The sequence below is a fragment of the Joostella sp. genome, assembly GCF_048266025.1.
Classification (GTDB): Bacteria; Bacteroidota; Bacteroidia; order Flavobacteriales; family Flavobacteriaceae; genus Galbibacter; species Galbibacter atrarenae.
Genome location: NZ_JBLXAF010000001.1, coordinates 663,357 through 684,929, shown reverse-complemented (window position 1 = coordinate 684,929; position 21,573 = coordinate 663,357). Strand labels below are relative to the sequence as shown.

The following is a 21,573-nucleotide window of genomic DNA, read 5'->3' as shown; positions in this document are numbered from 1 at the left end:
CATGAAAAAAAGTGTCTTTATTTTATGTGCTTTTTTATGGTTTTCATCATGTGCAGAAAGCATTGTTGATAAACCCGATAATCTTATTTCTGAAGATGAAATGGTAGATATCTATTATGATATTTCTATTTTAAATGCTGCAAAATCTACAGCTACAAATAAGCTCGAAGAGAATGATATTGACCCTGAAGAGTATTTATTTAAAAAATATGATATCGATAGTGCTCAATTATCGCAAAGCAGTATTTATTATACTTCGTACCCTTCAAAACAATTAGAAATGTTTAAAGAGGTACAAGAGCGTCTTGAAAAATTTAAAGACACGCTAGATTCTAAATTAAAGAAAAAACAGACTATAAAAGAAAAACCTGAAGAAAAGGCTAAAGCTGTAAAATAACCGCTTAATAGCTTTCTTTACTTATAATTCTATTCACCGTATCCTCTAGAGGAATAAACTCAATATTTAATTGCTCTTTAGCTTTAGTATTACTGTACGTTGTATTGGTAATTAAAGAATTTGCTGCATTCTTTGTTAGCTTTCTATTTCTACCAGGAAATAGTGCTACGAACCAATCTAAGCGCCATAGCAAGCTTAATTGCCATTTTGCCAACCCTTTGCTAGGCTTCTTTTTATTTAATGCTTCAGCGATCGTATCTAGCGTTTTTTTATAGCTTGTATTTGTTCCTACTACAATAAAACGTTCGTTTATAATATTAGTTTGCATTCCTTTTATCAAGGCGTCCACAACATTTTTAACATCTACAAAAGCTGTACTTCCGGGAGGATAATAGGAGATTCCTTTTTTCATCATTTTAAAAAAAGCATTGCTTGGTGCATCTTTAAAACCTTCTCCAAAAACAACCCCTGGATTTAAAATAATTACAGGCAATCCCTCTTGTGTGCCACGCCAAACTTCCATTTCTGCTCCATATTTAGTAATAGCATACAGGTTGTTCTCTGCTTCTGGGTTCCAATAAGTAGTTTCGTCGATAGGGCCTTGGGTTACTTTATCTCCCAAAGTAGCAATTGAACTTAAGTAACACAGTTTCTTAATATTATTTGCAATACAAAGGTTTACAATGTTTGCAGTGCCTTCTATATTGGTTTTTCTGAGTTGGCGATATGCCGAGGGATCAAAAGAAATAAGGCCTGCACAATGGTATACATGTGTTACATTTTTAAAAGTAGTTTCTAAGGCAGGAATATCCGTGATATCAGCATGAATCCATTCTATCTTATCAAATAGAGAAGCACTTTCTTCCGAAGAAAAGAAATTTTTTATAAAGCTGAGCTTAGCTTCATTTCTATAAATAGCTTTTATGTTTTCTTCAGATTGAGAAAGTTTTAAAAGCAAATGTGCGCCTATGAGTCCTGTTCCTCCAGTTACTAAAATCATACGACTAAAATACAACTCTTGTTGGAATTGTAGATATGTTGTTGGCTGATTGTTTTTAAAATAGGCGTTAGGCGTTAGGCGAAGAATAAAAATTGCTATTTACAATTCAATAAATAATAGACATTAAACAGTCAAAATAAATAGAACTAATATTAAGCAGAGTAATAACAACTTCGTATCTTATATTTCTATCTTCTTTTTAACTTTTAACTTTTAACTTTTTTACTTTAAACTCTTAATCACATAAGTTACGATACCCCAAATAATAAGCTGCTCATTTTCGGAGACTTTTATGGGTTTATATTTTTTGTTTTCAGGCATTAAAAAGAGCTCATCTTTTTCAATTTTGAGTCGCTTGACAGTAAACTCTCCATCGATGAAACACACTGCTATTTTTCCGTTTTCAGGTTCTATACTTTTATCAATTATTAATAAATCGCCATCGTCTAAACCAGCTCCTGTCATAGATTGACCGCTAACACGGGCATAAAAAGTAGCGTCTTTATTTTTTATCAAAGCTTTATTAAGATCAATCGTTGTTTCTTTAAAGTCTTCTGCAGGGGATGGAAATCCAGCGGAAATTCCACCTTCTGCTAGTTGTAGCTCTAAAGAGGCATTTGCATCAGGTTTAAAAAATATCAGCTTATCTTCTTTCATCTGTTCATTATTATTGTAGATAAAGTACGTATTATTATCGCACTTTTATAATCTCATCAAGATTTGTTGTATAGCGAGGCGAGAGATGTTCTTGACGCATTTTCCATGTTCGTTTTAAATCTTGATTCGCAATACGAATTTTTAAATTTCCATACTTTTTATTGATTCCATCAATAGTTTTCATCAACTGATGATGCTTTGGATTTTCTTCAATAAACAAGTCTAATTGTCGCGCATTGGTGGGTACTAATCCTGAAACTACTACACCTGCTTTTTTATATTTTATTCCCTTTTCGTACATACTTTCTACTGCTTGAACAGCATATTTTATGAGCGTTAGTGTAGAATCGGTAGGATAGGGCAGTGTAATTAATAATCCTGGTCTGTGTTGTTGTTCATCTTTTTTATGACGATCGCTTCTTAAAAAAACATATATAAAATTACAACTACTATGTTGTTTTCTAAGCTTTTCGGCACAGCTGCCTGCAAAAGTAGAAATGCGTTCTTTTAAATTATCAAGATCAGAAAAAGTATATTCAAAACTCCGCGTAGTAGCAATTGCTTTTTTGGGAGCGGTAACATCATTTTCTAATGCTAAAGTAGGCTCTCCTTGTAAATCTTTCTTCAAACGAAGTCCTACAACTCCTAAATTACTACGTACCCAAGCATCATCTAAAAGCGTAAAATCTAAGGCTGTTTTTACACCACGCACCTCCAATCTTCGGGTATTACCGCTGCCAATACCCCAAACATCATTAATTTTAGTCCATCGGAGGGCTTTAATACGTTTTTCTTCGGTATCTATTGCATAAACTCCATTGGTACGCTCTTTAAATTTCTTAGCTATTTTATTAGCAACTTTTGTAAGGGCTTTTGTGGGAGCAATACCGATACTAATGGGCATTCCTGTCCATTTAAAAACCCGATCTTTAATTGCTTTTCCTTCAGAAGAAAAATCGATTCTTGCATACATTTCAAACTTTAAAAAAGCTTCATCGATACTGTAATGTTCAACAAGAGGTGTGAATTGCCTTAAAATATTCATAATCCGAGAGCTCATATCGCCATACAAAGGATAATTTGATGAAAAGACATGAATATGATTTTCCTTAAAGAAATCTTTGTATTTAAAGGCAGGCGCTCCCATTGGAACACCAATTTTTTTAGCTTCATCGCTACGCGAAATTACACACCCATCGTTATTAGAAAGTATAACAATAGGCTTGTTGTTGAGCTGAGGCTGAAAAACCCGCTCACAAGAAGCATAAAAGTTATTACAATCAACAAGTGCGTACATACTGCAAAGTTAGGGAATATCCGCTTGCGCAGTAAGTAGAAAATAAGTTTAGTATTGGGTTATTGTACATGTTTTATTTGGTATAGATAGTATATTCTTGCAATAATCTTTGTGTTTATATAAAAGAATAATCCTAGCTATGCATACTTACAATCTATAACTGCTTTTAAGTATCTTTGTTGATATTTAAAACGTTATAGATGAAATTCACTAATGAAACTGTAGAAATAGACGGGATTGACAAAGAGATTCTTAGGAGTTTGATGGAAGATGCTCGTAAACCTATTTTAGAAATTGCTAGAAAGATAGGAATTTCTGGTGCTGCTATTCATCAGCGATTGCGAAAGCTAGAGAATTCTGGACTTATTTCTGGCTCTAAGTTTGTAATTAACCCAAGGCTTTTAGGATATCATACAATGGCTTTTATAGGTATTTACTTGGATAAAGCGATGCGAAACCCTGAAGCTGTAAAGCAATTAAAGGAGATTCCAGAAGTTTTAGAATGTCATTATACAACAGGGAATTGGTCGATTTTAATTAAGATCCTTTGTAAGGACAATGAGCATTTAATGAATGTATTAAACCATAAAGTACAATCTATAGAAGGGGTTTCTAGAACAGAAACCTTTATCTCTTTAAATCAGCAGATCGACAGACAGATAAGCATATAAATAAATTAAGCCTGCTGAATTTATTCAGCAGGCTTAATTTTGTTTAAAATTTATTACTCTTAAGAGATCACTATGTTTTCTCTATTTTTCCAGGATCTTGTCTTGTATCAAAAATATTTACAATTTCAATGCGCTTAAAATCATAATTTATCCAATAAATAATTTTATAATTTTTAAAAAGTAAATAACGGAATTCCTGCTTTCTGTGTTTTAAATTGAATTCGACTTGCCCTCTTTCTGGATGTTTTTCAATTCCAATCGTTGTATCTACAATTCCATTCACTAATTTTTCAGCAACTATTTTACTCGCTTTTATTAGATGATAACTATAGATATCTTCAAGTTTATTTTCTGTAAATTCTAACCAATAAACTTCTAACTCCATTTCTGGATTTTAGCCTTTAAATCTGTAGCCTTTATAACTCTACCATTTTTGGAGTCATTCATTGCTTGATCAATTTCATTATCGTATTGCTCCTTTGACATTGGCTTGAAGCTTTTTTCTATCAATTCAATTTTTCTTTTTCGCAATAATTCTTCAAGTCCACTAACGATTTCTTCGTTTTGGAGTCTTAAAAATTCTTGTACAAATGATATTTTTCTTGCTTCTAAATCCATTTTATATGTCTTTACTCAAAGATACAAAATTATCAATTCAGGTGTTGTTATACGATATCACAGATTGTTACATACAAGTAATATTCATATGAAACCAAAAACAGTTAATAGCTGTTAGTCTCTTCCTCCAAAAACTTGCATTGCGAAATACAACAGCGTAGCCAACGACCCAATTGCGGCTACAACATATGTTCTTGCGGCCCATTTTAAAGAATCTTCAGCTCCATTATATTCTTCTGGAGCAAGCATATTTCTATTTTTTAACCAAGCTAAGGCTCTATTACTAGCATCGTATTCTACAGGTAATGTAACAAAGCTAAAAAGTGTTCCTAAAGCAAACATTATAAGTCCAATTACTGCCACGGTATAACCAAGTCCGGAAGTAGCTCCAAGAACTAAACCACCAAATATTACCCATGTAGACATTCCAGAAGCTACACTAACTACGGGAACTAATTTTGATCTTAGTTGCAACCATTCATATCCTTTAGCATGTTGTACGGCATGTCCACATTCGTGAGCCGCCACAGCTGCAGCTGCAGCATTACGTTGGTTGTAAACACCTTCACTTAAATTAACTGTTTTATTTGAAGGGTTATAATGATCTGTAAGCATTCCAGGGGTTGAAATTACTTCTACATCTGTAATACCATTATCTGCTAACATTTTGCGTGCTATTTCAGCACCACTCATTCCATTTCTAAGATGAACTTTCGAGTAGTGTTTAAATTTGCTTTTTAATTTCGAACTTACTAGCATACTCAGAAGTCCGATTCCCCCTATAATAATCCAATATCCTATTCCCATAACAATAATTTTTTCAAATTAAATTTACAATATAAAAAGCAAAAACCCCGCCAAATTTAGCAGGGTTTTAACTTACTGACGTTCCGACAGTTTTCTATTTTATCTTATCCAACAATATTTACGATCTTTCCTGGAACGATAATTATCTTTTTAGGAGTTCTCCCTTCTAATTGTGCCTTTGTTTTAGCATGTTCCATTACAACCTTTTCTATATCTTCTTTACTCATGTCTGCAGGAAGATCTAATGTAAAACGCATTTTTCCGTTAAAGGAAATCGGATATGTTTTACTGCTTTCTACTAAATGCTTTTCATCAAAAACAGGGAAAGCTGCTGTAGAAATAGATTCGCTATTTCCTAACATGCTCCAAAGCTCTTCAGCAATATGAGGAGCATAAGGCGATAGAAGTACCGCTAAAGGCTCTAAAATCTCCTTACTAGTACATTTTTGTGCTGTAAGTTCGTTTACACAAATCATAAATGTAGATACAGAAGTATTAAAAGAGAAATTCTCAATATCTTCTTCTACTTTTTTAATGGTTTTATGTAATGTTTTTAAACTCTCTTTAGAAGGTTCACTATCTGTAACTTTTATTCCATTATCATCAACATAAAGTTTCCAGAGTTTCTTTAAGAAATTATGAACTCCAGTAATTCCAGCTGTATTCCATGGTTTTGCTTGTTCTAATGGCCCTAAAAACATTTCGTACATACGAAGTGTATCTGCACCATAATCTTCACAAATCTCATCTGGACTTACTACATTGTATTTCGATTTCGACATTTTCTCGACCTCGTTTCCTACAATATATTTTCCTTCTTCTAAAATGAATTCAGCATCTTTAAATTCTTCACGCCAATTTTTAAAAGCTTCGATATCTAATTCTCCAGAAGCGTTTACAAATGAAACGTCTGCGTGTAATGGAAGTACATTTTGATCACCAACAAGATTTTTAGATACAAATGTGTTTTTATCTTGTAATCGATAAACAAAAGCACTAGTTCCCAAAATCATCCCTTGGTTGATGAGTTTTTTTGCAAATTCATCTACAGGTAAAAGCCCTTGATCGAATAAGAATTTCTGCCAAAAACGAGCATATAATAAATGACCAGTAGCATGCTCGCTACCACCAATATATAAATCTACATCTTGCCAATAATTCAAAGCATCTTGAGAAGCAAATTCCTCCGTATTTCCGCCATCCATATAACGGTTAAAATACCAAGAACTTCCAGCCCAACCTGGCATAGTATTCAATTCTAATGGAAAAACTTTTTTGTTATCAATCAACGTATTGCTTACCACAGTAGATGTTTCTGTATCCCATGCCCATTGTGTAGCATTCCCTAAAGGCGGCTCTCCCGTTTCTGTAGGTAGGTATTTTTCTACTTCTGGTAATTCTATAGGCAAATGCTCATCAGCGATCATTTGCGGCAATCCGTTTACATAATACACAGGAAAAGGTTCTCCCCAATAACGCTGTCTAGAAAAAACAGCATCACGAAGGCGGTAATTTGTTTTTCCTTTTCCTTGGCCTATTTTTTCTAAAGCTTCAATCGCTTTCGTAGTTCCCTCTTTATAACTTAATCCATTTAAGAAATCGCTATTAGCAAGAATGGTTTTTTCTTTATCAGCAAAAGCCTCTTCACTAATATCTACTCCTTTAAAAATATTAGGAATATCGATTCCAAAATGCTTAGCGAAATCATAATCTCTTTGATCGCCACAAGGAACAGACATTACAGCTCCAGTTCCGTAGCCTGCCAATACATAGTCTCCAATCCAAATTGGCACAGGTTCTTTTGTAAATGGGTGTTCTGCATAGGCTCCAGTAAAAGCACCGCTAATGGTTTTTACATCCGCCATACGTTCACGTTCGCTACGTTTTGCTGTAGCTTCAACATAAGATTCAACAGCCTCTTTTTGTTCTGGCGTAGTAATTTTATTGACTAACTCATGTTCTGGAGCTAACGTCATAAATGAAACACCAAATATTGTATCTGGACGTGTGGTGAAAACATCGATTTTAGATGTTGAATTCTGTACCTTGAATTGCACTTGCGCACCAACAGATTTTCCGATCCAGTTACGTTGAATTTCTTTTAATGGCTCTGGCCAGTCAAGTTTATTTAATCCTTGAAGCATACGATCTGCATAGGAAGAAATACGCATACTCCATTGCTTCATTTTTTTACGAACTACAGGGTGTCCACCACGTTCTGATACCCCGTTTACAATCTCATCATTAGCTAAAACAGTTCCTAATGCAGGACACCAATTAACTTCAGTCTCTGCTAAATAGGTAAGTCTATATTGTAATAAAATTTCTTGTTTTTCTTCTGAAGAAAAATCTTTCCATTCAGAAGCAGTAAAAAATTCTACAGCATCATCGGCAACAGCATTTACAGCTTTATTTCCTTCAGCTTCGAATTTATCGATAAGCGTAGAAATATTCTCAGCTTTATCAGAATCTTTATTATACCAAGAATTAAAAAGTTGGATAAAAATCCATTGTGTCCACTTATAATATTCTGGTGTAGAGGTGCGTACCTCTCGACTCCAATCAAAAGAGAAACCTATTTTATCTAATTGTTGGCGGTAGCGTTTTATATTAGTTTCGGTTGTAAGCGCAGGATGTTGCCCAGTTTGAATGGCATATTGCTCCGCTGGTAATCCAAAACTATCATAACCCATTGGGTGAAGTACATTATAGCCTTTGTGGCGTTTGTAGCGCGCATAAATATCACTAGCAATATATCCTAATGGGTGTCCTACATGTAGCCCCGCTCCAGAAGGGTAAGGGAACATATCCAACACATAATATTTTGGTTTATCGGAATTATTACTCGCTTTAAACGTTTGATTTTCTGCCCAATGCTTTTGCCATTTGGCTTCAATTTCATTGAAATTGTACTTCATTGTTATTTTTTTTGTTCTGAATCTCCTAATCTAATTCTAAGAAGTTGCAAAAATACGGTTAATGAATGAATAAGGAAAGTTTTTATAACAGACTGTGATGTGTGTAATAAAATAGTCATCTCGTTATATAATTACGCTGTTGTAAACTTTTTTCTTGCTGAATACTTTAAAAGCCAATTTCTCCTCAACAGTTAAACAATAAGTCTTTTTGAAGCCGAAATAAACATTAGACTTTATACTTTTGTATCCAAAGGAATGAAATGAAATTAGAAACGGAAATAAGGCTATTTTCTGAGCTCACAGCAGATCAATTATATGAAATATTACAACTCCGAAGTGAAGTTTTTGTAGTGGAACAAGATTGTGTATACCAAGACATCGATTATAAAGACCAAAAGGCATTGCATATCTTAGGAAAAAAAGAAGGGAAGTTAGTTGCCTATACTCGAATTTTTAATTCTGGTGCTTATTTTGACAAACCAAGTATTGGTAGAGTAGTAGTTCGTAATAGCGAACGTAAATACGGTTACGGTCATGACATTATGAAAGCGTCTGTTGCTGCTATTTATGATAACTACGGAAAACAAGACATAGAAATCTCAGCCCAATGCTATTTAAAAAAGTTTTATAATTCGTATGGGTTTACTCAAACAGGAGAAGAATATTTAGAGGACGGGATACCGCACATAAGAATGATTAAGAGTTAATCTTAATCATTGTCTTATCCATATTTAAGTCGTCTAACATGGTTGTTGTAAACTTATAATGCCCTTTAGTGCTAATTATTTTAAAGCGATAGGATTTCATTTTGCTCAACACATCTAAAAACATCCATTTTGATTTTAGCAAATGTGGTTTGTCAGATTTTACACTGATTTCGAAGAAATGCTTAATTCCTTTTTTATCAGCTACAATATCTGGAGTAATCGTAACATCGCTTCCTTTTTTTATAAAAGACTTTGGTATTTCAAAACCCTCTAAATCGGCTTTAATATTATCGTATCCTCGATTTTCTAAATAACTAACCGAACGACTTAAAAACTCTGTGTAATTTTCTTTATCTGTACTTATCATAATAGTAGTATACAAAAAACATTGTAAATATCCAATTATCAGTTAGTTAAATAGTGTTAATACTTGATTTTGAAAAACTATTTTGCTTAAATTTGAGTGTAAAACCAATAGATTATGATCTCGCAGTTAAAATCCTTTGAAAATAATGTACTAGCCATTGAAGTGTTTGATGGTTTTACAAAGGAAGATGAGAAAATTTGTCAGAAATTATTTGAAGATAAATTGAAACGCGGCTTCACAAAAATTAATGTTCTTGTAAAGTTGGATGAGATGAGAATTTCTAAAAGTAGTACAAAAGCTTTCTTTCAAGATATTTTATGGTCGCTTCGTAATTATAAAAAAATGGGTCACCTTGCAATTGTGGCACATGCTAATATTGTTAAAGCGCTCGTTCCTATAGATAATGTTTTCTTTCAACGTGCTAGTGAAGGACGTTATGAACGTTATTTTGATATTTCTCAAATGGAGGAAGCTATGATGTTTGTAAATTCAACAGTATAGATTCCCCCGTACCTACATTATTTCTTTGTAGTAGTTGCATCTGCATTATCAATAAGACCAGCTTCATGGAGACTGCTTTTTACAGTATCTATAACCATATTATATGTTTTCCGCTGATATAAAACCCTAAAGGCAAACGTTAACAAACCATTTCTAGAAACACTTCGCACCAAACTTCTAACGCGCTTTTTAATAGCGTCTTTATATTGATCTTCAAAAGCATTTAAATCTATTTTCGGATACTTCGGGTAATCAATTGTAGCATCTGTTCCATACGCTTCAAAATCGAATTTTTCAGAAAAAGCATTTATCGTTTTCATATCTGGAATAATAGGGAAGAAGCGCATTCCATTTTTATCTGATGCCGGCATCCTGTAAGAAAATCTGTTGATAGCTTCCTTAGAAATATCTTCTCCCAATCGTTTATTGATATTTTCTTCTTTTACTGAAAAATGATATCTCAGAAAATCTTGACAGTTTTTTCTTCCGAGATTAAAATCGTGTCTTCTAAGCTCTTCATCCATAAAACCAGCAAAACCACTAATTGGAGAAGATGCTAAATGGTGTTGCTCACGAATAGCTTTTCCATTAATGATTGTTTTTCTACTGGGAGCAACTAAAAATTTTGTGCGATCGCTAAGAGATAAAGCATCTAAAATTCCATCTTGATTAAACATTACTTGATTTCTCAGCGCTTTAAACATGCCTTTAGCAACGCTTAAAATATCCCGTTTAGGATTAAATAACGACGGATTATTATCTTGGTTTGGAAACGGATCTACCATAACAACAGCATAATTATCATTTGCCTGTAAATCGTTATTTTTCTCATTTAAAACCTTGAGTCCAATTCCATAAGGCTCGTTATTTATGAGTCCGCCATCAATAGAATTAAATTTATAGCTCTCTTCATTATCTAGAATTAATGGAGTAATTCCTTTTCTCCTTCCGAATAAATAATTTGGGTAGCGCTCAATATATTTTTTAGAGATTTCTATTTCCCTAGATTTTAATCCAATTGGGAAAGCAGCAGTGCTAAGTGTAGCATCTTTTAGGTAATCGATATCTTGATTTTCTTTAAGATCGAGGACGTAATAAAGAGAATTTTCATTGGAGGGAACGCCTCTTTCAAACAATTCATTTTTTACTTTATATCTAAAAAAACCTCCATGATTGGTAATTACATTTGCTGAATTTGTTTTACTATCACCACTAAAATCTACTTTAAAATTAAGCCCCCGAAGATTCGTAGTTGTTAGAATTAGATCTAAATCTTTAGAAACAAAAGGCGGGTAATGAACTACTTTGCTCACCGTTAAAGCATCGTTTGCAATTTTATCGATGGCAATACTATTTAATAGCGATTCTGGAATTTCATTTTTTGATAAATCGTCTGTGTTTAATAGTTTTTGAAGTGTTTTGCTCTCTTCATCATCGGCCATTTTTACCCAACATTTATAAAACAAATTATCATCTCCTTTTGGGTTTAATCTATTAACAGGTTTATGGTTTTTACGCAGCAAACTTAAAAGGGTAAGAGTTCCTGTAATTCCGCCAGCGGAGGCACCGCTTAACACATCAATTTCTACATCGTGCATCGGAACAGAATGGTTATATGCTGGATGATTAATTCCTAACTTTCTATTGGTAGCTTTGGCTTCTTCCCAGAGGGTTAAAGTTTCTATTAAATAATCCAACACTCCACCAGTGTATGAACCTGCGGAAACGGCACCAGCCATAGTTAAGCATAATTTAAACGATTTGGGCATACGTTTTGACTTTTTAGGTTTCGATAAAGTTACTGGAATTATTAAAAAACTCTTAAGGTTTTATATATTTTACAAAAAGTATCACAAATTGCAGTGAAATTACTGTTAAAGGAAATACATGCAGTGTGGGAATAAGATATATTGGTTGCTCCTAAAACAATATGCATGTGATAAATTTACCTAACTACTTACTCCCTTTTATATTTCTATTTTTAGGAGTATTACCTGTTTTTTCTCAAGAAGGAACAGTGCTTAAAGTCTTTATTTATAAAGATGATCGGGCTGTAACCAATTTTGGAATCGCCAATTTAACCAGAAGTACGGAAGGTAAATATGAAGATGAATTTCATACGATTATAGCTTCAGAAGGAGATCAATTATTTATCGCATCAGATGATATTAAGAATTTTTATAAGCTTGTTACCACAGAAGATATAAATAATAAGAAAATTGAGGTGTATACCAAAGATGGAGTCATTCAACTGGAAGAAGTGGTCTTAACAGATTATAAACTTTCTTACGGTAAGTTTACAGATAATACTCCCAAAACCTACACACCAGCAGAAAGACGTTTAGCAGCAGCTACAAAATATCATTATAAAGGCGGAGGAATGTCTTTGAGTTTGGATCCTTTAATAAATGCCATTAGCGGACGTACAAAGACACTAAAGCGCCGGTTAAGAGCAGAAACAAAAAATATAATTGTTGGTTTTTTGGAAGACAATTATAAAGACTTTATTCTTAACGATTTGGATGTTCCTAGAGATCAAATGGGATTGTTTTGTTACTATATTTCTGAAAAATATAAAGCCATTCATCGTACTCCAGATAGAAGACGTGTTGAGCAACTCCTCAGACGGGGTTACTTAGATTTTGTGGATGATCCTGCTGAAGAATAATTCTGTACAACAAGATTTGAAGCTCTTATAACAATCTATTTTTATTTTAAAATACCTTTATACTTAGCTTGATCTTTTAAAATAGCTGATGCTGTTTTTATAGCTTCATCATTTTGTAAGTAATAATCATAAAGACCATCACGGTAAAAATAACGCACTATTAACTCGTCTTCAATATTCTTTTCGATATTCTCTTGGTATTCATCTAAAGAAGCCAATTTACTTTGATTGATATCGTTTAGTAGTTTCTTGTAATCATTTTTTACAGACTCCCCAAACTCATCAATTTCTTCACTATTCATCACCTTTTTAAGTGCTTTTTCTGTTTTAGTTTCATAAGTAAAACCACTTTTAGTAACATAGTTTTTAAAGTCTTGGTAGTCGCTTTCTGTAAAATTAAAATCGCTTATACTCGCTGTCGGGTGACTGTAGTAATATTCCGTAGCATAATCAAAAAGCACATTGTTTTGCACAAGAGCAGCAGTAAGGCTATTGCCTTTTAAGTGTTTAACTTCTAAATCTGGAAACACACCACCGCCATCATAAACTTTTCTTCCGCTTCGGGTTTTAAACTCATTAAAATCTTTCTTAACAACAGCCTTCCCTTCATCATCACGGTTCCAATAATCCATAGACTGGATACAGCGTCCACTAGGCGTGTAATAACGAGAAATAGTTACTTTTAGTTGTGTACCGTAGTTGAGTTTTATTGGGCGTTGTACCAAGCCTTTCCCAAAGCTACGCGCTCCAACAATAACAGCTCGATCTAAATCTTGCAAAGCACCGCTCACAATTTCACTGGCAGAAGCACTTCTTCCATTGATAAGAATAACCAATGGAATTTCTGTATCTACAGGATTTTTACGAGTGTAATATTCTTGGTTGAATTTTTTAACTTTCGATTTTGTACTTACAATAAGCTCCTTTTTAGGAACAAAAAGGTTACAAACATTAATAGCTTCCGTTAATAATCCTCCAGGATTTCCTCTTAGATCTAAAACTATCTTTTTTGCCCCTTTACTCTTTAAATCTTCCAGAGCATCTTCTGTTTGCTTGGAAGCTTTACTATTAAATTTAGAAAGTACAATATATCCTGTTTCAGCATCTATCATATTAAAATAAGGAACAGCATCGATTTCAATTTCATCTCTAGAAACAGAAGTTGTACCTGTTTTTCCTTGTCTTAAATAAGTTATAAAAACTTCACTTTTTGTAGCTCCTTTTAATAATTCTGTAGCGTCTTCTTTAAAATCCGACACATTAATATCTCCAATTTTTATTATTTCATCCCCAGCTTTTAATCCAGCTTTATCTGCAGGATATCCTTTGTAAGGTTCTATAATTAGTAATTTATCGTCATAACTTTTCACAACAGCGCCAATTCCAGAATATTCACCTGCATTGCTAATTTTAAAGCCCTCTACGTCCTGTTCATTCATAAAGTTGGTGTAAGGGTCCAAATCTTCTAACATGCTTTTTATAGCAGTGTCCATAAGTTCCCCAGGATTTGTTTCATCAACATAATTCATGTTGAGTTCCTTAAATAGCGTGGTAAATATTTCTACTTGCTTCGCAATTTCAAAAAAATCATTTTTAAAACTAGTTCCAACCAGTAAGAGGATTATTGCAAGTGCTGGAATTATAATTTTCTTCTTCATAATTTCATCATATATTTTTCTGAAATGATACTGTAATCATTTAAGGGATTCTAATAGAGAAGTACAAGGTACTAGATTCATTAAAGTTTAGCAAGTTGATGCTGCTTCAATTATTTAAATATAAAAAATATAATCAATCAATAGAAGTATTTGTTATTCTGAGAATGTTTAAAACGTATTGTTTTTCTTCTGAAAGGTATCAGTAATAAAGAAAAATTTGATTGTTGTGAGAGGAATAGAATAGAAAATTACTGTTTTAAATGCCCTTCAAACCGCTGATGAATTTTTTGCATCACAGTATTTAGTTTTTCAAATGTAGGCATTTCTTTTCCGGTGTATAAAAACATAAACCCGTAAGTACCTTCTTCAATAGTATCAAAAAACAAATGTTTATTAAGTCGGTAAGCCTCCCGCATGAGTCTTTTAATTCGATTTCTATCTACAGCCTTTTTAAAAGAACGTTTAGAAGCAGAAACCCCTGCTTTTATTTTTACATCTTCATCGGCAAGTTTCATAAAAACCAAACGGATAGGATATTTAGATACAGAACTCCCTTCAGTAAATAATTTACTAACAAGTATAGCGCTTTTAAGCTTTTCTTTTGTTGGGAACGACTGATCCATATAATAATTAATTGGGTGTAAAAATAAGAAAAGGCTTTATTTAAAAAGCCTTTTCTTTTAGATATGTAAGTCTGATTTTTTTAAAAAGACTTATATGTTGTCTAGATAAATATCTTTAAAGCAATTAATTTGCTTGGTATTCGTTGTTTTCTCTTTTAACATCTGCCATCAATCCAGAAGGATCTATAGCAACTCCAATAATTTCACTTTTTGGAGTATCGATTGTAAAGCTATACGTTGGGAAAGCCCATGGCCAATCTGGCAATACAGTTCTTTCAACACCTTTAAAAGGATTTGCTTTCTCACCATGCATCATTCTTAATGGAGCATAGAAATACTTAGCAGAACCATCTTTAAATAAAACCATTACATCTATAGGCATTGGCATTAATCCGATGCGCTCCATTTCGATAGTTGTTTTACCACCTTCTTCAGTAACACTTTTTATTCCGTAGTCGATAGTATTAGTGGTTTTTGTCCAATCTGTTAAATACCAATCTAATTGCATTCCTGAAACTTTTTCAGCAGTACGCATGATATCATTTGGTGTAGGGTGCTTAAACTTGAAATCGTTGTAATATTTACGAAGCGTTTTCATAACGTTATCCTGACCAATAATATATCCTAACTGCGCTAAAAATACCTCTCCTTTGCTGTAAGCAGAAATACTATAAGCTTGGTTGTATGCATATCTATCTGCGTGTGTAGTTTGTGGTTGCTCGAATCCAGAATTTGCTAAAGAAATATATCCTTTATAAGCACCTTCAAAAGGATTAGCTTTGTTCTCTCCCATTACTTGATTCATACATAAATCAGAAATAAAAGAAGTAAATCCTTCATCCATCCATTCGTTTTTAGACTCGTTTGAAGCAAGAACATGTTGAAACCAAGAATGAGCAAACTCATGTGCAGTAACTCCAACAAGGCTACCAAATTTACGTTCTCCAGTAATTAGTGTACACATAGCATATTCCATACCACCGTCTCCACCTTGAATTATGGAGTATTGTTTGTAAGGATATTTACCTACGTTTTTATTGAAAAAATCTAACATTTCAGCTGCTTTAGGCTGTAAGTTTTTCCAGTTTTCTTTGATTTCTTCATTGTCTTTGTAGAAGAAATGAAGTGTTGTTCCACTAGGAGTTTCCAACGTATCATGAATATATTCTGGATCTGCAGCCCAAGCAAAATCATGCACCTTTGGCGCAACAAAATGCCATGTTAGTGTTTTTCCTTTTACTTTTTTCTGCTTTGTTCCTTCAGGAAGATAACCATGACCAACTTCTTCAGGGTTTTGGATGTATCCTGTTCCTCCAACAACATAGTCTTTATCTAATGTAAGTTTTACATCAAAATCTCCCCATACTCCTTGGAATTCACGTCCAATATATGGATCTGCATGCCATCCTTCGAAATCATATTCAGCTAATTTAGGATACCATTGCGTCATAGAAAGTGCAACACCTTCTGCATTATCACGTCCGCTTCTTCTGATTTGTTTTGGCACCTGACCGTTAAATTCCATATCAAACTTAACAGTTTGTCCAGGAAGAATAGGCTTGTTTAGTGTAACTTCAAGAATAGTTCCCTCTTCATTGTATTTAATTGCAGTTCCATCTTGCTTTAAGCTACTTACTTTTAAATATCCTATTTCTGAAGGAGATAGTTTACTAATTCTATCACCAACTCTTCTGTCTGGATCTTTTATAGTTCTACTTCTAACATCCATTTCGCTTTCTGGTTGGAAAGCATTAAAAAATAAATGGTAAAAGACAGTTTTTAAAGTGTCTGGAGAATTATTTGTATACTTTAATTCTTGTGTTCCAGTATATTGAAAAGTCTTAACATCCATATCAACATCCATTTTATAGTCAACATGTTGTTGCCAATATGTAGATGGACTAGGTTGCGTCGTTTCAGACTTTGTACTGTTGTTAGGTGTAGTGGTAGCAAATGTTTGAGAAAGCATTGCAACACTTAAACCTAAAGCAGTGATAAATCTTCGTTTCATATATGTTTGTGTTTTGAGTTTAGTGTATTTTAAAAGAAATTTAATCTGCCTTTTTTGAGTGTAGTTAAAAAATATAGCTTTTCTAGAAACCTTAAATTTCAGCTACACTCAATTAAGACATGGTTTGTAATTAAATTACTTTCTTTAATGAATTATAATTTAGCTTTTCCATTAGCAACTTTATCAGCAAGAATCATGGCATTGTATAAATTCACCATTTTCCCTGATTTAGAAGCTTCTGTAAAAGGTTTTTTATAGTTTGGATTTCCTCCTAAAATAACATTTGTAGTTGAGGTAAGTCCAGATTGCATAATAATCTGTTTTACTTCTTCCGCTTTAAGCTTAGGATAATAAGCTCTAATTAAAGCAGCAACACCAGCAACAGCAGGAGCAGCCATTGAAGTTCCTTGTAAAAACTCATAACCGTTATTTGGCGTTGTAGACCAAATTTTAGTTCCAGGAGCAAAAACATCTACATTATCTTTTCCGAAGTTAGAGAAAGTAGCTACCATTTCTGGTCCGTAAGTGTAATTTAAAGCTCCAACTGTTAAGAAGTTATCAGCTATTTCTGCAGTATTGTTTTCATTATCATTAGGGTAAACATTGTTTTCATCTAAATCTAACGATTCATTTCCTGCCGCTTTAATTATAAGAACATCTTTAGAAGCTGCATATTTTATAGCATCCCAAACCCATTCTTTATGAGGAGAATAGTATTTACCAAAACTTCCGTTGATTACTTTAGCCCCATTATCTACAGCATAACGAATAGCAAGCGCTACATCTTTATCATACTCATCTCCGTTAGGAACAGTTCTTACAGCCATTATTTTAACGTGATCTGCAACACCATCCATTCCTACATTGTTGTTACGTTCTGCAGCAATAATTCCTGAAACGTGAGTTCCGTGTTTTGCATGGTCTTTATCTCCAATAACATCGTTGTTTCCATAACCAATATCAGTAAGGTCATCTGGATTATCTCCAACAATAGATCTTCCATCAAAATCTTTATTAAGGTTATAGTTTAATTGGTCTGTGAAGTACTCAATTCCGTCTTTAAGATCTTTTTTAAGAGCAGGAACATCCTCTCCAAAAGTAAACATTTGCGTCATTGCAGCAACTGCTTGTTGTACTTTAGGATCTTCAGACTTGATCGTTGCTAAATCTTCTTTTGTATATGTTTCTTTACCAAGCTCTTTTTGTAGCATTTCATCCGCCTGCGTTACCGAGTTTAAAATCTGCTCATAACGTGTTTTATTCTGAACTGCCTCTTGGTATTTTTCTTCATATTCTGCAGCTGCTTTTTTATAAGTCTCAGAACCATCATCACCTTTAGCTAAAATACGTACAAACTCTAATTGCTCATTATTAGCTTCTCCCAAAAAGTTCCATCCATGAATATCATCTACGAAACCATTTTTATCATCATCGATTCCATTTCCAGCAATCTCATCTTCATTTGTCCAGATTACATTTTTAAGATCTGGATGCTCAATATCTACACCAGAATCTAAAACCCCTACAATTACAGTAGTTGGTGTAAGCTCTTTTATTTTGTTGAATATTTCAGTGTATGCTTTATCCACACTCATTCCAGGAATGGTATCCGATAATAAATCATCGTGACCCCAGTGTTTAAGCTGTGAATCTGTTAATTCAGTAACTTTTAGTGGCGTTGCATCTATATTTTCTTCAGGAGTTAATAAAATGGCAGGAGATCCACATCCTACTAGTAAAGTTGTTGCAATTGCGCAATATGCAACAGATTTTTTAATTGTCATCATTCGGTTTTTAGTTAAAATAATTCGTTGAATGCAAAGGTGTTTTCTAAACGTACTCCTTTTTCTGTTTGCTGAAGTGTACATACTTCGTTATGGGCATCGTGCTCTAATAACAAGTGATAGTTATTATCTACAGCGATGTCTAAAAAGTTCTTTTTCTCTTCTAGAGTTAATAAAGGCCTAGTATCATAACCCATTACAAATGGTAGCGGAATATGACCTACTGTAGGCAATAAATCTGCCATAAAAACAAGTGTTTTTCCTTTGTATTTAATGATAGGAATCATCTGTTTATCGGTATGGCCGTTTACATAAAGGACATCGAAACCAAGGTCGGTATTTTTTAATAATCCATTTTCAGGGACTGGAAGAAAATGTAACTGACCACTTTCTTGAATAGGCAGGATATTTTCTTTTAAAAAGGAAGCTTTTTCGCGGGCATTAGGTTTTGTAGCCCACTGCCAATGATCTTCATTACTCCAAAAGCGTGCATTTTTAAACGCAGGCTCATAAATGCCTTTTTCTTTATTTAGCTGAATACATCCTCCACAATGATCAAAATGTAGATGTGTTAAAAATACATCTGTAATATCATCTCGGTGGAAGCCATGTTTCTTTAATGAATCGTCTAGATTATCATTTCCCCATAGGAAATAATACCCAAAAAACTTATCAGATTGCTTATTTCCTAAGCCTGTATCTATAAGGATGAGTTTGTCGCCATCTTCGATTAATAAAGACCTTGCGGCAATATCTATCATGTTATTATTATCGGCAGGATTTGTTTTATTCCAAATCGATTTTGGGACAACGCCAAACATTGCTCCTCCGTCTAATTTAAAATTTCCTGTTTCAATTGTATATAATTTCATGTAAATACTATAGTTATAAAGCTTCGCAAATTAAGAAAAGGGAATAACAATCATTAGAAACACTTGTTTTATTAAATGTTTTTTAACATTTTTATACTTTTTAGAAACTATATTCGCTTATCAATCAAAAATAATATATGATAGAACTTGCTGGAATTGTGATTTTGGGTATCATTGCCCAATGGGTAGCTTGGAGATTTAAGATCCCTGCAATCCTACCGCTTATCCTTATTGGGATGTTCGTAGGGCCTTTTTCTACATTATTTACGGAAGATGGGACTAAGCTTATAGAACCTATTTGGAATCCACAATTAAAAAAAGGGTTGTTTCCAGGGGAATCCTTATTTCATTTTGTGTCACTCGCCATTAGTGTGATTCTTTTTGAAGGGGGATTAACATTAAAAAAGAATGAAGTTTTAACCGTAGGACCCGTAATTTTTAAATTAATTACGGTTGGAGCCATTGTTACTTTTCTTGGAGGAGGTATAGCTTCTCACTTTTTATTTGGTCTTAGTTGGCCAGTATCTTTCTTGTTTTCTGCATTAATAATCGTTACTGGACCTACAGTAATTACGCCAATATTAAGAAATATCCCACTTAAAAAAGATATTTCAGCAGTATTAAAATGGGAAGGAATTTTAATAGACCCAATTGGAGCTGTTGCTGCGGTTTTGGTATTTGAATTTATATCCATAGGACAAGGATCAGAATATACACAACAAGCATTTATAGAATTTGGAAAAACAGTAGTTGTTGGATTTTCCATAGGATTTTCTTTTGCCTATGCATTGTATTTTGCTATTAAAAAGAATGCAATCCCACATTTTTTAATGAATGTAGTTTCACTTTCATTTGTATTGGGTGTTTATGTGTTATCAGAACAATTTGCTCATGAGTCCGGGTTACTTTCTGTTGTGGTAATGGGAATGGTATTAGGAAATATAGACCTCCCGAACATCAAAGAATTACTATATTTTAAAGAATCATTAAGTGTACTTCTTATTTCAATTCTCTTTATTCTTCTGTCTGCAAATATCAATATGCAAGACTTAGAATTGATTTATAATTGGAATACATTAATACTTTTTGTTTGTGTAGTTTTCTTAATAAGACCAATTGGGGTTCTTTTAAGTACCATTGGCTCTGGATTAAAAATTAATGAAAAGGCATTTATAAGTTGGGTGGGACCTCGTGGTATTGTTGCGGCAGGAATCGCATCTCTTTTTGGAAATCGATTGGTATTGGAAGGAGAGCCAGGAGCAGAATATATTACACCATTAGTATTTATGATTGTTTTAGGAACGGTACTTCTTAATGCAACAACGGCAAGAATGTTTGCAAAAATATCTGGAGTTTTCTTAAAAGAATCTACAGGGATTTTGATTGTTGGTGCTTCGAATGTTTCTAGAATTATTGCTAAATATTTACAGAAAAATGGTCGTCATGTAGTGCTTATAGATAGCAATAAGGAGAATATAGAAAGAGCTCGAGGAATGGATCTAGATGCAGAGGAAGCTAATATTTTTTCTGATGATTTAGCTAATAATATAGAGCTTAACGATATTGGATATTTAATGGCACTTACAGGAAGTGAAGAGGTAAATAAACATGCCATCGAGCGCTTTAGAGACCAGTTGGGAGAGAACGGAGCTTTCCGTTTAATTACTACTGATGAAATGAAGAGTGACCACTTAGAGATGGTAGAATTACTATTCTCTAGAAAAGATGACTTTATTAATTTAAGTGAAGTTGCAAGAGATTATCCTAAGATTAATGAAGTTAATATTACATCTAAACAACATTTCTTTGAAGAGATTGAAATGCTTAATAAAGAAAAAGATGCTATTCCAATCTTTATAAAAGACGGAAAAGGAAATCTACATATTATAGCTTCTTACACCAAAGAAAGAGAAATCCAAGAAGATGATAAATTGGTGTATTTAGGAAAGCCTAAAGATGTGATGGATGTAAAAAGTAGTAAACCTGAAGAAGAGAAAGTAAGCGAAAACCGTTAGAC

General features: G+C 33.4%; 20 protein-coding genes. 6 read left to right on the top strand and 14 right to left on the bottom strand.

Features of this window, described 5'->3' with window-relative positions; genetic code table 11:
- Position 1 precedes the first annotated feature (1 nt).
- Positions 2-397: a DUF4296 domain-containing protein gene (locus ACN0TY_RS02950; RefSeq protein WP_236957554.1), complete on the top strand. Its 396-nt coding sequence runs from the start codon at positions 2-4 to the stop codon at positions 395-397.
- A gap of 4 nt (positions 398-401) precedes the next feature.
- Here ACN0TY_RS02950 and ACN0TY_RS02945 read toward each other — a convergent pair whose 3' ends face one another.
- The 3 genes from ACN0TY_RS02945 to ACN0TY_RS02935 form a co-directional block, all read right to left on the bottom strand.
- Positions 402-1,397: an NAD-dependent epimerase/dehydratase family protein gene (locus ACN0TY_RS02945; protein WP_417443302.1), complete on the bottom strand. Its 996-nt coding sequence runs from the start codon at positions 1,395-1,397 to the stop codon at positions 402-404.
- A gap of 222 nt (positions 1,398-1,619) precedes the next feature.
- Positions 1,620-2,054: a LexA family protein gene (locus tag ACN0TY_RS02940; protein ID WP_417443301.1), complete on the bottom strand. Its 435-nt coding sequence runs from the start codon at positions 2,052-2,054 to the stop codon at positions 1,620-1,622.
- Between the two features lie 34 nt (positions 2,055-2,088).
- Positions 2,089-3,351, bottom strand: a complete 1,263-nt coding sequence (locus ACN0TY_RS02935; RefSeq protein WP_417443300.1) for a Y-family DNA polymerase — start codon at positions 3,349-3,351, stop codon at positions 2,089-2,091.
- A 200-nt stretch (positions 3,352-3,551) separates the two neighbouring features.
- Between ACN0TY_RS02935 and ACN0TY_RS02930 the strand changes: the two genes are divergently transcribed.
- Positions 3,552-4,022 carry an Lrp/AsnC ligand binding domain-containing protein gene (locus ACN0TY_RS02930; RefSeq protein WP_236957550.1) on the top strand — a complete coding sequence of 157 codons (471 nt, stop codon included), beginning with the start codon at positions 3,552-3,554 and terminating at the stop codon, positions 4,020-4,022.
- 70 nt (positions 4,023-4,092) lie between these two features.
- Here ACN0TY_RS02930 and ACN0TY_RS02925 read toward each other — a convergent pair whose 3' ends face one another.
- The 4 genes from ACN0TY_RS02925 to leuS form a co-directional block, all read right to left on the bottom strand.
- On the bottom strand, positions 4,093-4,407 hold the full coding sequence (locus ACN0TY_RS02925) for a type II toxin-antitoxin system RelE/ParE family toxin (protein ID WP_417443299.1): 315 nt from the start codon (positions 4,405-4,407) through the stop codon (positions 4,093-4,095).
- A complete protein-coding gene (locus ACN0TY_RS02920; RefSeq protein ID WP_417443298.1) occupies positions 4,398-4,640 on the bottom strand; it encodes a hypothetical protein in 243 nt (80 codons plus the stop codon). The genes ACN0TY_RS02925 and ACN0TY_RS02920 overlap by 10 nt, the downstream gene beginning before the upstream one ends.
- Positions 4,641-4,754: 114 nt before the next feature.
- Positions 4,755-5,447, bottom strand: coding sequence for a zinc metallopeptidase (locus ACN0TY_RS02915; protein ID WP_236957547.1), 693 nt, complete (start codon positions 5,445-5,447; stop codon positions 4,755-4,757).
- Between the two features lie 104 nt (positions 5,448-5,551).
- A complete protein-coding gene (gene leuS / locus ACN0TY_RS02910; RefSeq protein ID WP_417443297.1) occupies positions 5,552-8,365 on the bottom strand; it encodes a leucine--tRNA ligase in 2,814 nt (937 codons plus the stop codon).
- 260 nt (positions 8,366-8,625) lie between these two features.
- Between leuS and ACN0TY_RS02905 the strand changes: the two genes are divergently transcribed.
- Complete coding sequence (locus ACN0TY_RS02905) at positions 8,626-9,072, top strand: GNAT family N-acetyltransferase (RefSeq protein WP_417443296.1); 447 nt, start codon at positions 8,626-8,628, stop codon at positions 9,070-9,072.
- Here ACN0TY_RS02905 and ACN0TY_RS02900 read toward each other — a convergent pair.
- Positions 9,062-9,439, bottom strand: coding sequence for a hypothetical protein (locus tag ACN0TY_RS02900; protein WP_417443295.1), 378 nt, complete (start codon positions 9,437-9,439; stop codon positions 9,062-9,064). The genes ACN0TY_RS02905 and ACN0TY_RS02900 overlap by 11 nt on opposite strands.
- Positions 9,440-9,553: 114 nt before the next feature.
- Between ACN0TY_RS02900 and ACN0TY_RS02895 the strand changes: the two genes are divergently transcribed.
- Positions 9,554-9,940 (top strand): STAS/SEC14 domain-containing protein, encoded by a 387-nt coding sequence (locus ACN0TY_RS02895; protein ID WP_417443294.1) that lies wholly within the window; start codon positions 9,554-9,556, stop codon positions 9,938-9,940.
- A gap of 17 nt (positions 9,941-9,957) precedes the next feature.
- On the opposite strand, the gene ACN0TY_RS02890 is transcribed toward ACN0TY_RS02895, so the two are convergent.
- On the bottom strand, positions 9,958-11,709 hold the full coding sequence (locus tag ACN0TY_RS02890; protein WP_417443293.1) for a hypothetical protein: 1,752 nt from the start codon (positions 11,707-11,709) through the stop codon (positions 9,958-9,960).
- 167 nt (positions 11,710-11,876) lie between these two features.
- Between ACN0TY_RS02890 and ACN0TY_RS02885 the strand changes: the two genes are divergently transcribed.
- Positions 11,877-12,608 carry a hypothetical protein gene (locus ACN0TY_RS02885; RefSeq protein WP_236957541.1) on the top strand — a complete coding sequence of 244 codons (732 nt, stop codon included), beginning with the start codon at positions 11,877-11,879 and terminating at the stop codon, positions 12,606-12,608.
- Between the two features lie 41 nt (positions 12,609-12,649).
- Here ACN0TY_RS02885 and ACN0TY_RS02880 read toward each other — a convergent pair whose 3' ends face one another.
- From ACN0TY_RS02880 to ACN0TY_RS02860, 5 genes are all read right to left on the bottom strand, one after another.
- Positions 12,650-14,266: a S41 family peptidase gene (locus ACN0TY_RS02880; RefSeq protein WP_417443292.1), complete on the bottom strand. Its 1,617-nt coding sequence runs from the start codon at positions 14,264-14,266 to the stop codon at positions 12,650-12,652.
- Positions 14,267-14,514: 248 nt separating this feature from the next.
- Positions 14,515-14,889 carry a ribonuclease P protein component gene (gene rnpA, locus ACN0TY_RS02875; RefSeq protein ID WP_417443291.1) on the bottom strand — a complete coding sequence of 125 codons (375 nt, stop codon included), beginning with the start codon at positions 14,887-14,889 and terminating at the stop codon, positions 14,515-14,517.
- Positions 14,890-15,013: 124 nt separating this feature from the next.
- On the bottom strand, positions 15,014-16,900 hold the full coding sequence (locus ACN0TY_RS02870) for a M1 family metallopeptidase (protein WP_236957538.1): 1,887 nt from the start codon (positions 16,898-16,900) through the stop codon (positions 15,014-15,016).
- A 152-nt stretch (positions 16,901-17,052) separates the two neighbouring features.
- Positions 17,053-18,684, bottom strand: a complete 1,632-nt coding sequence (locus ACN0TY_RS02865; protein ID WP_236958054.1) for a S8 family serine peptidase — start codon at positions 18,682-18,684, stop codon at positions 17,053-17,055.
- 14 nt (positions 18,685-18,698) lie between these two features.
- Positions 18,699-19,556 carry an MBL fold metallo-hydrolase gene (locus ACN0TY_RS02860; protein WP_417443290.1) on the bottom strand — a complete coding sequence of 286 codons (858 nt, stop codon included), beginning with the start codon at positions 19,554-19,556 and terminating at the stop codon, positions 18,699-18,701.
- A gap of 137 nt (positions 19,557-19,693) precedes the next feature.
- On the opposite strand from ACN0TY_RS02860, the gene ACN0TY_RS02855 reads away from it, so the two are divergent.
- Positions 19,694-21,571, top strand: coding sequence for a cation:proton antiporter (locus ACN0TY_RS02855; RefSeq protein ID WP_236957536.1), 1,878 nt, complete (start codon positions 19,694-19,696; stop codon positions 21,569-21,571).
- Positions 21,572-21,573: the final 2 nt, after the last annotated feature.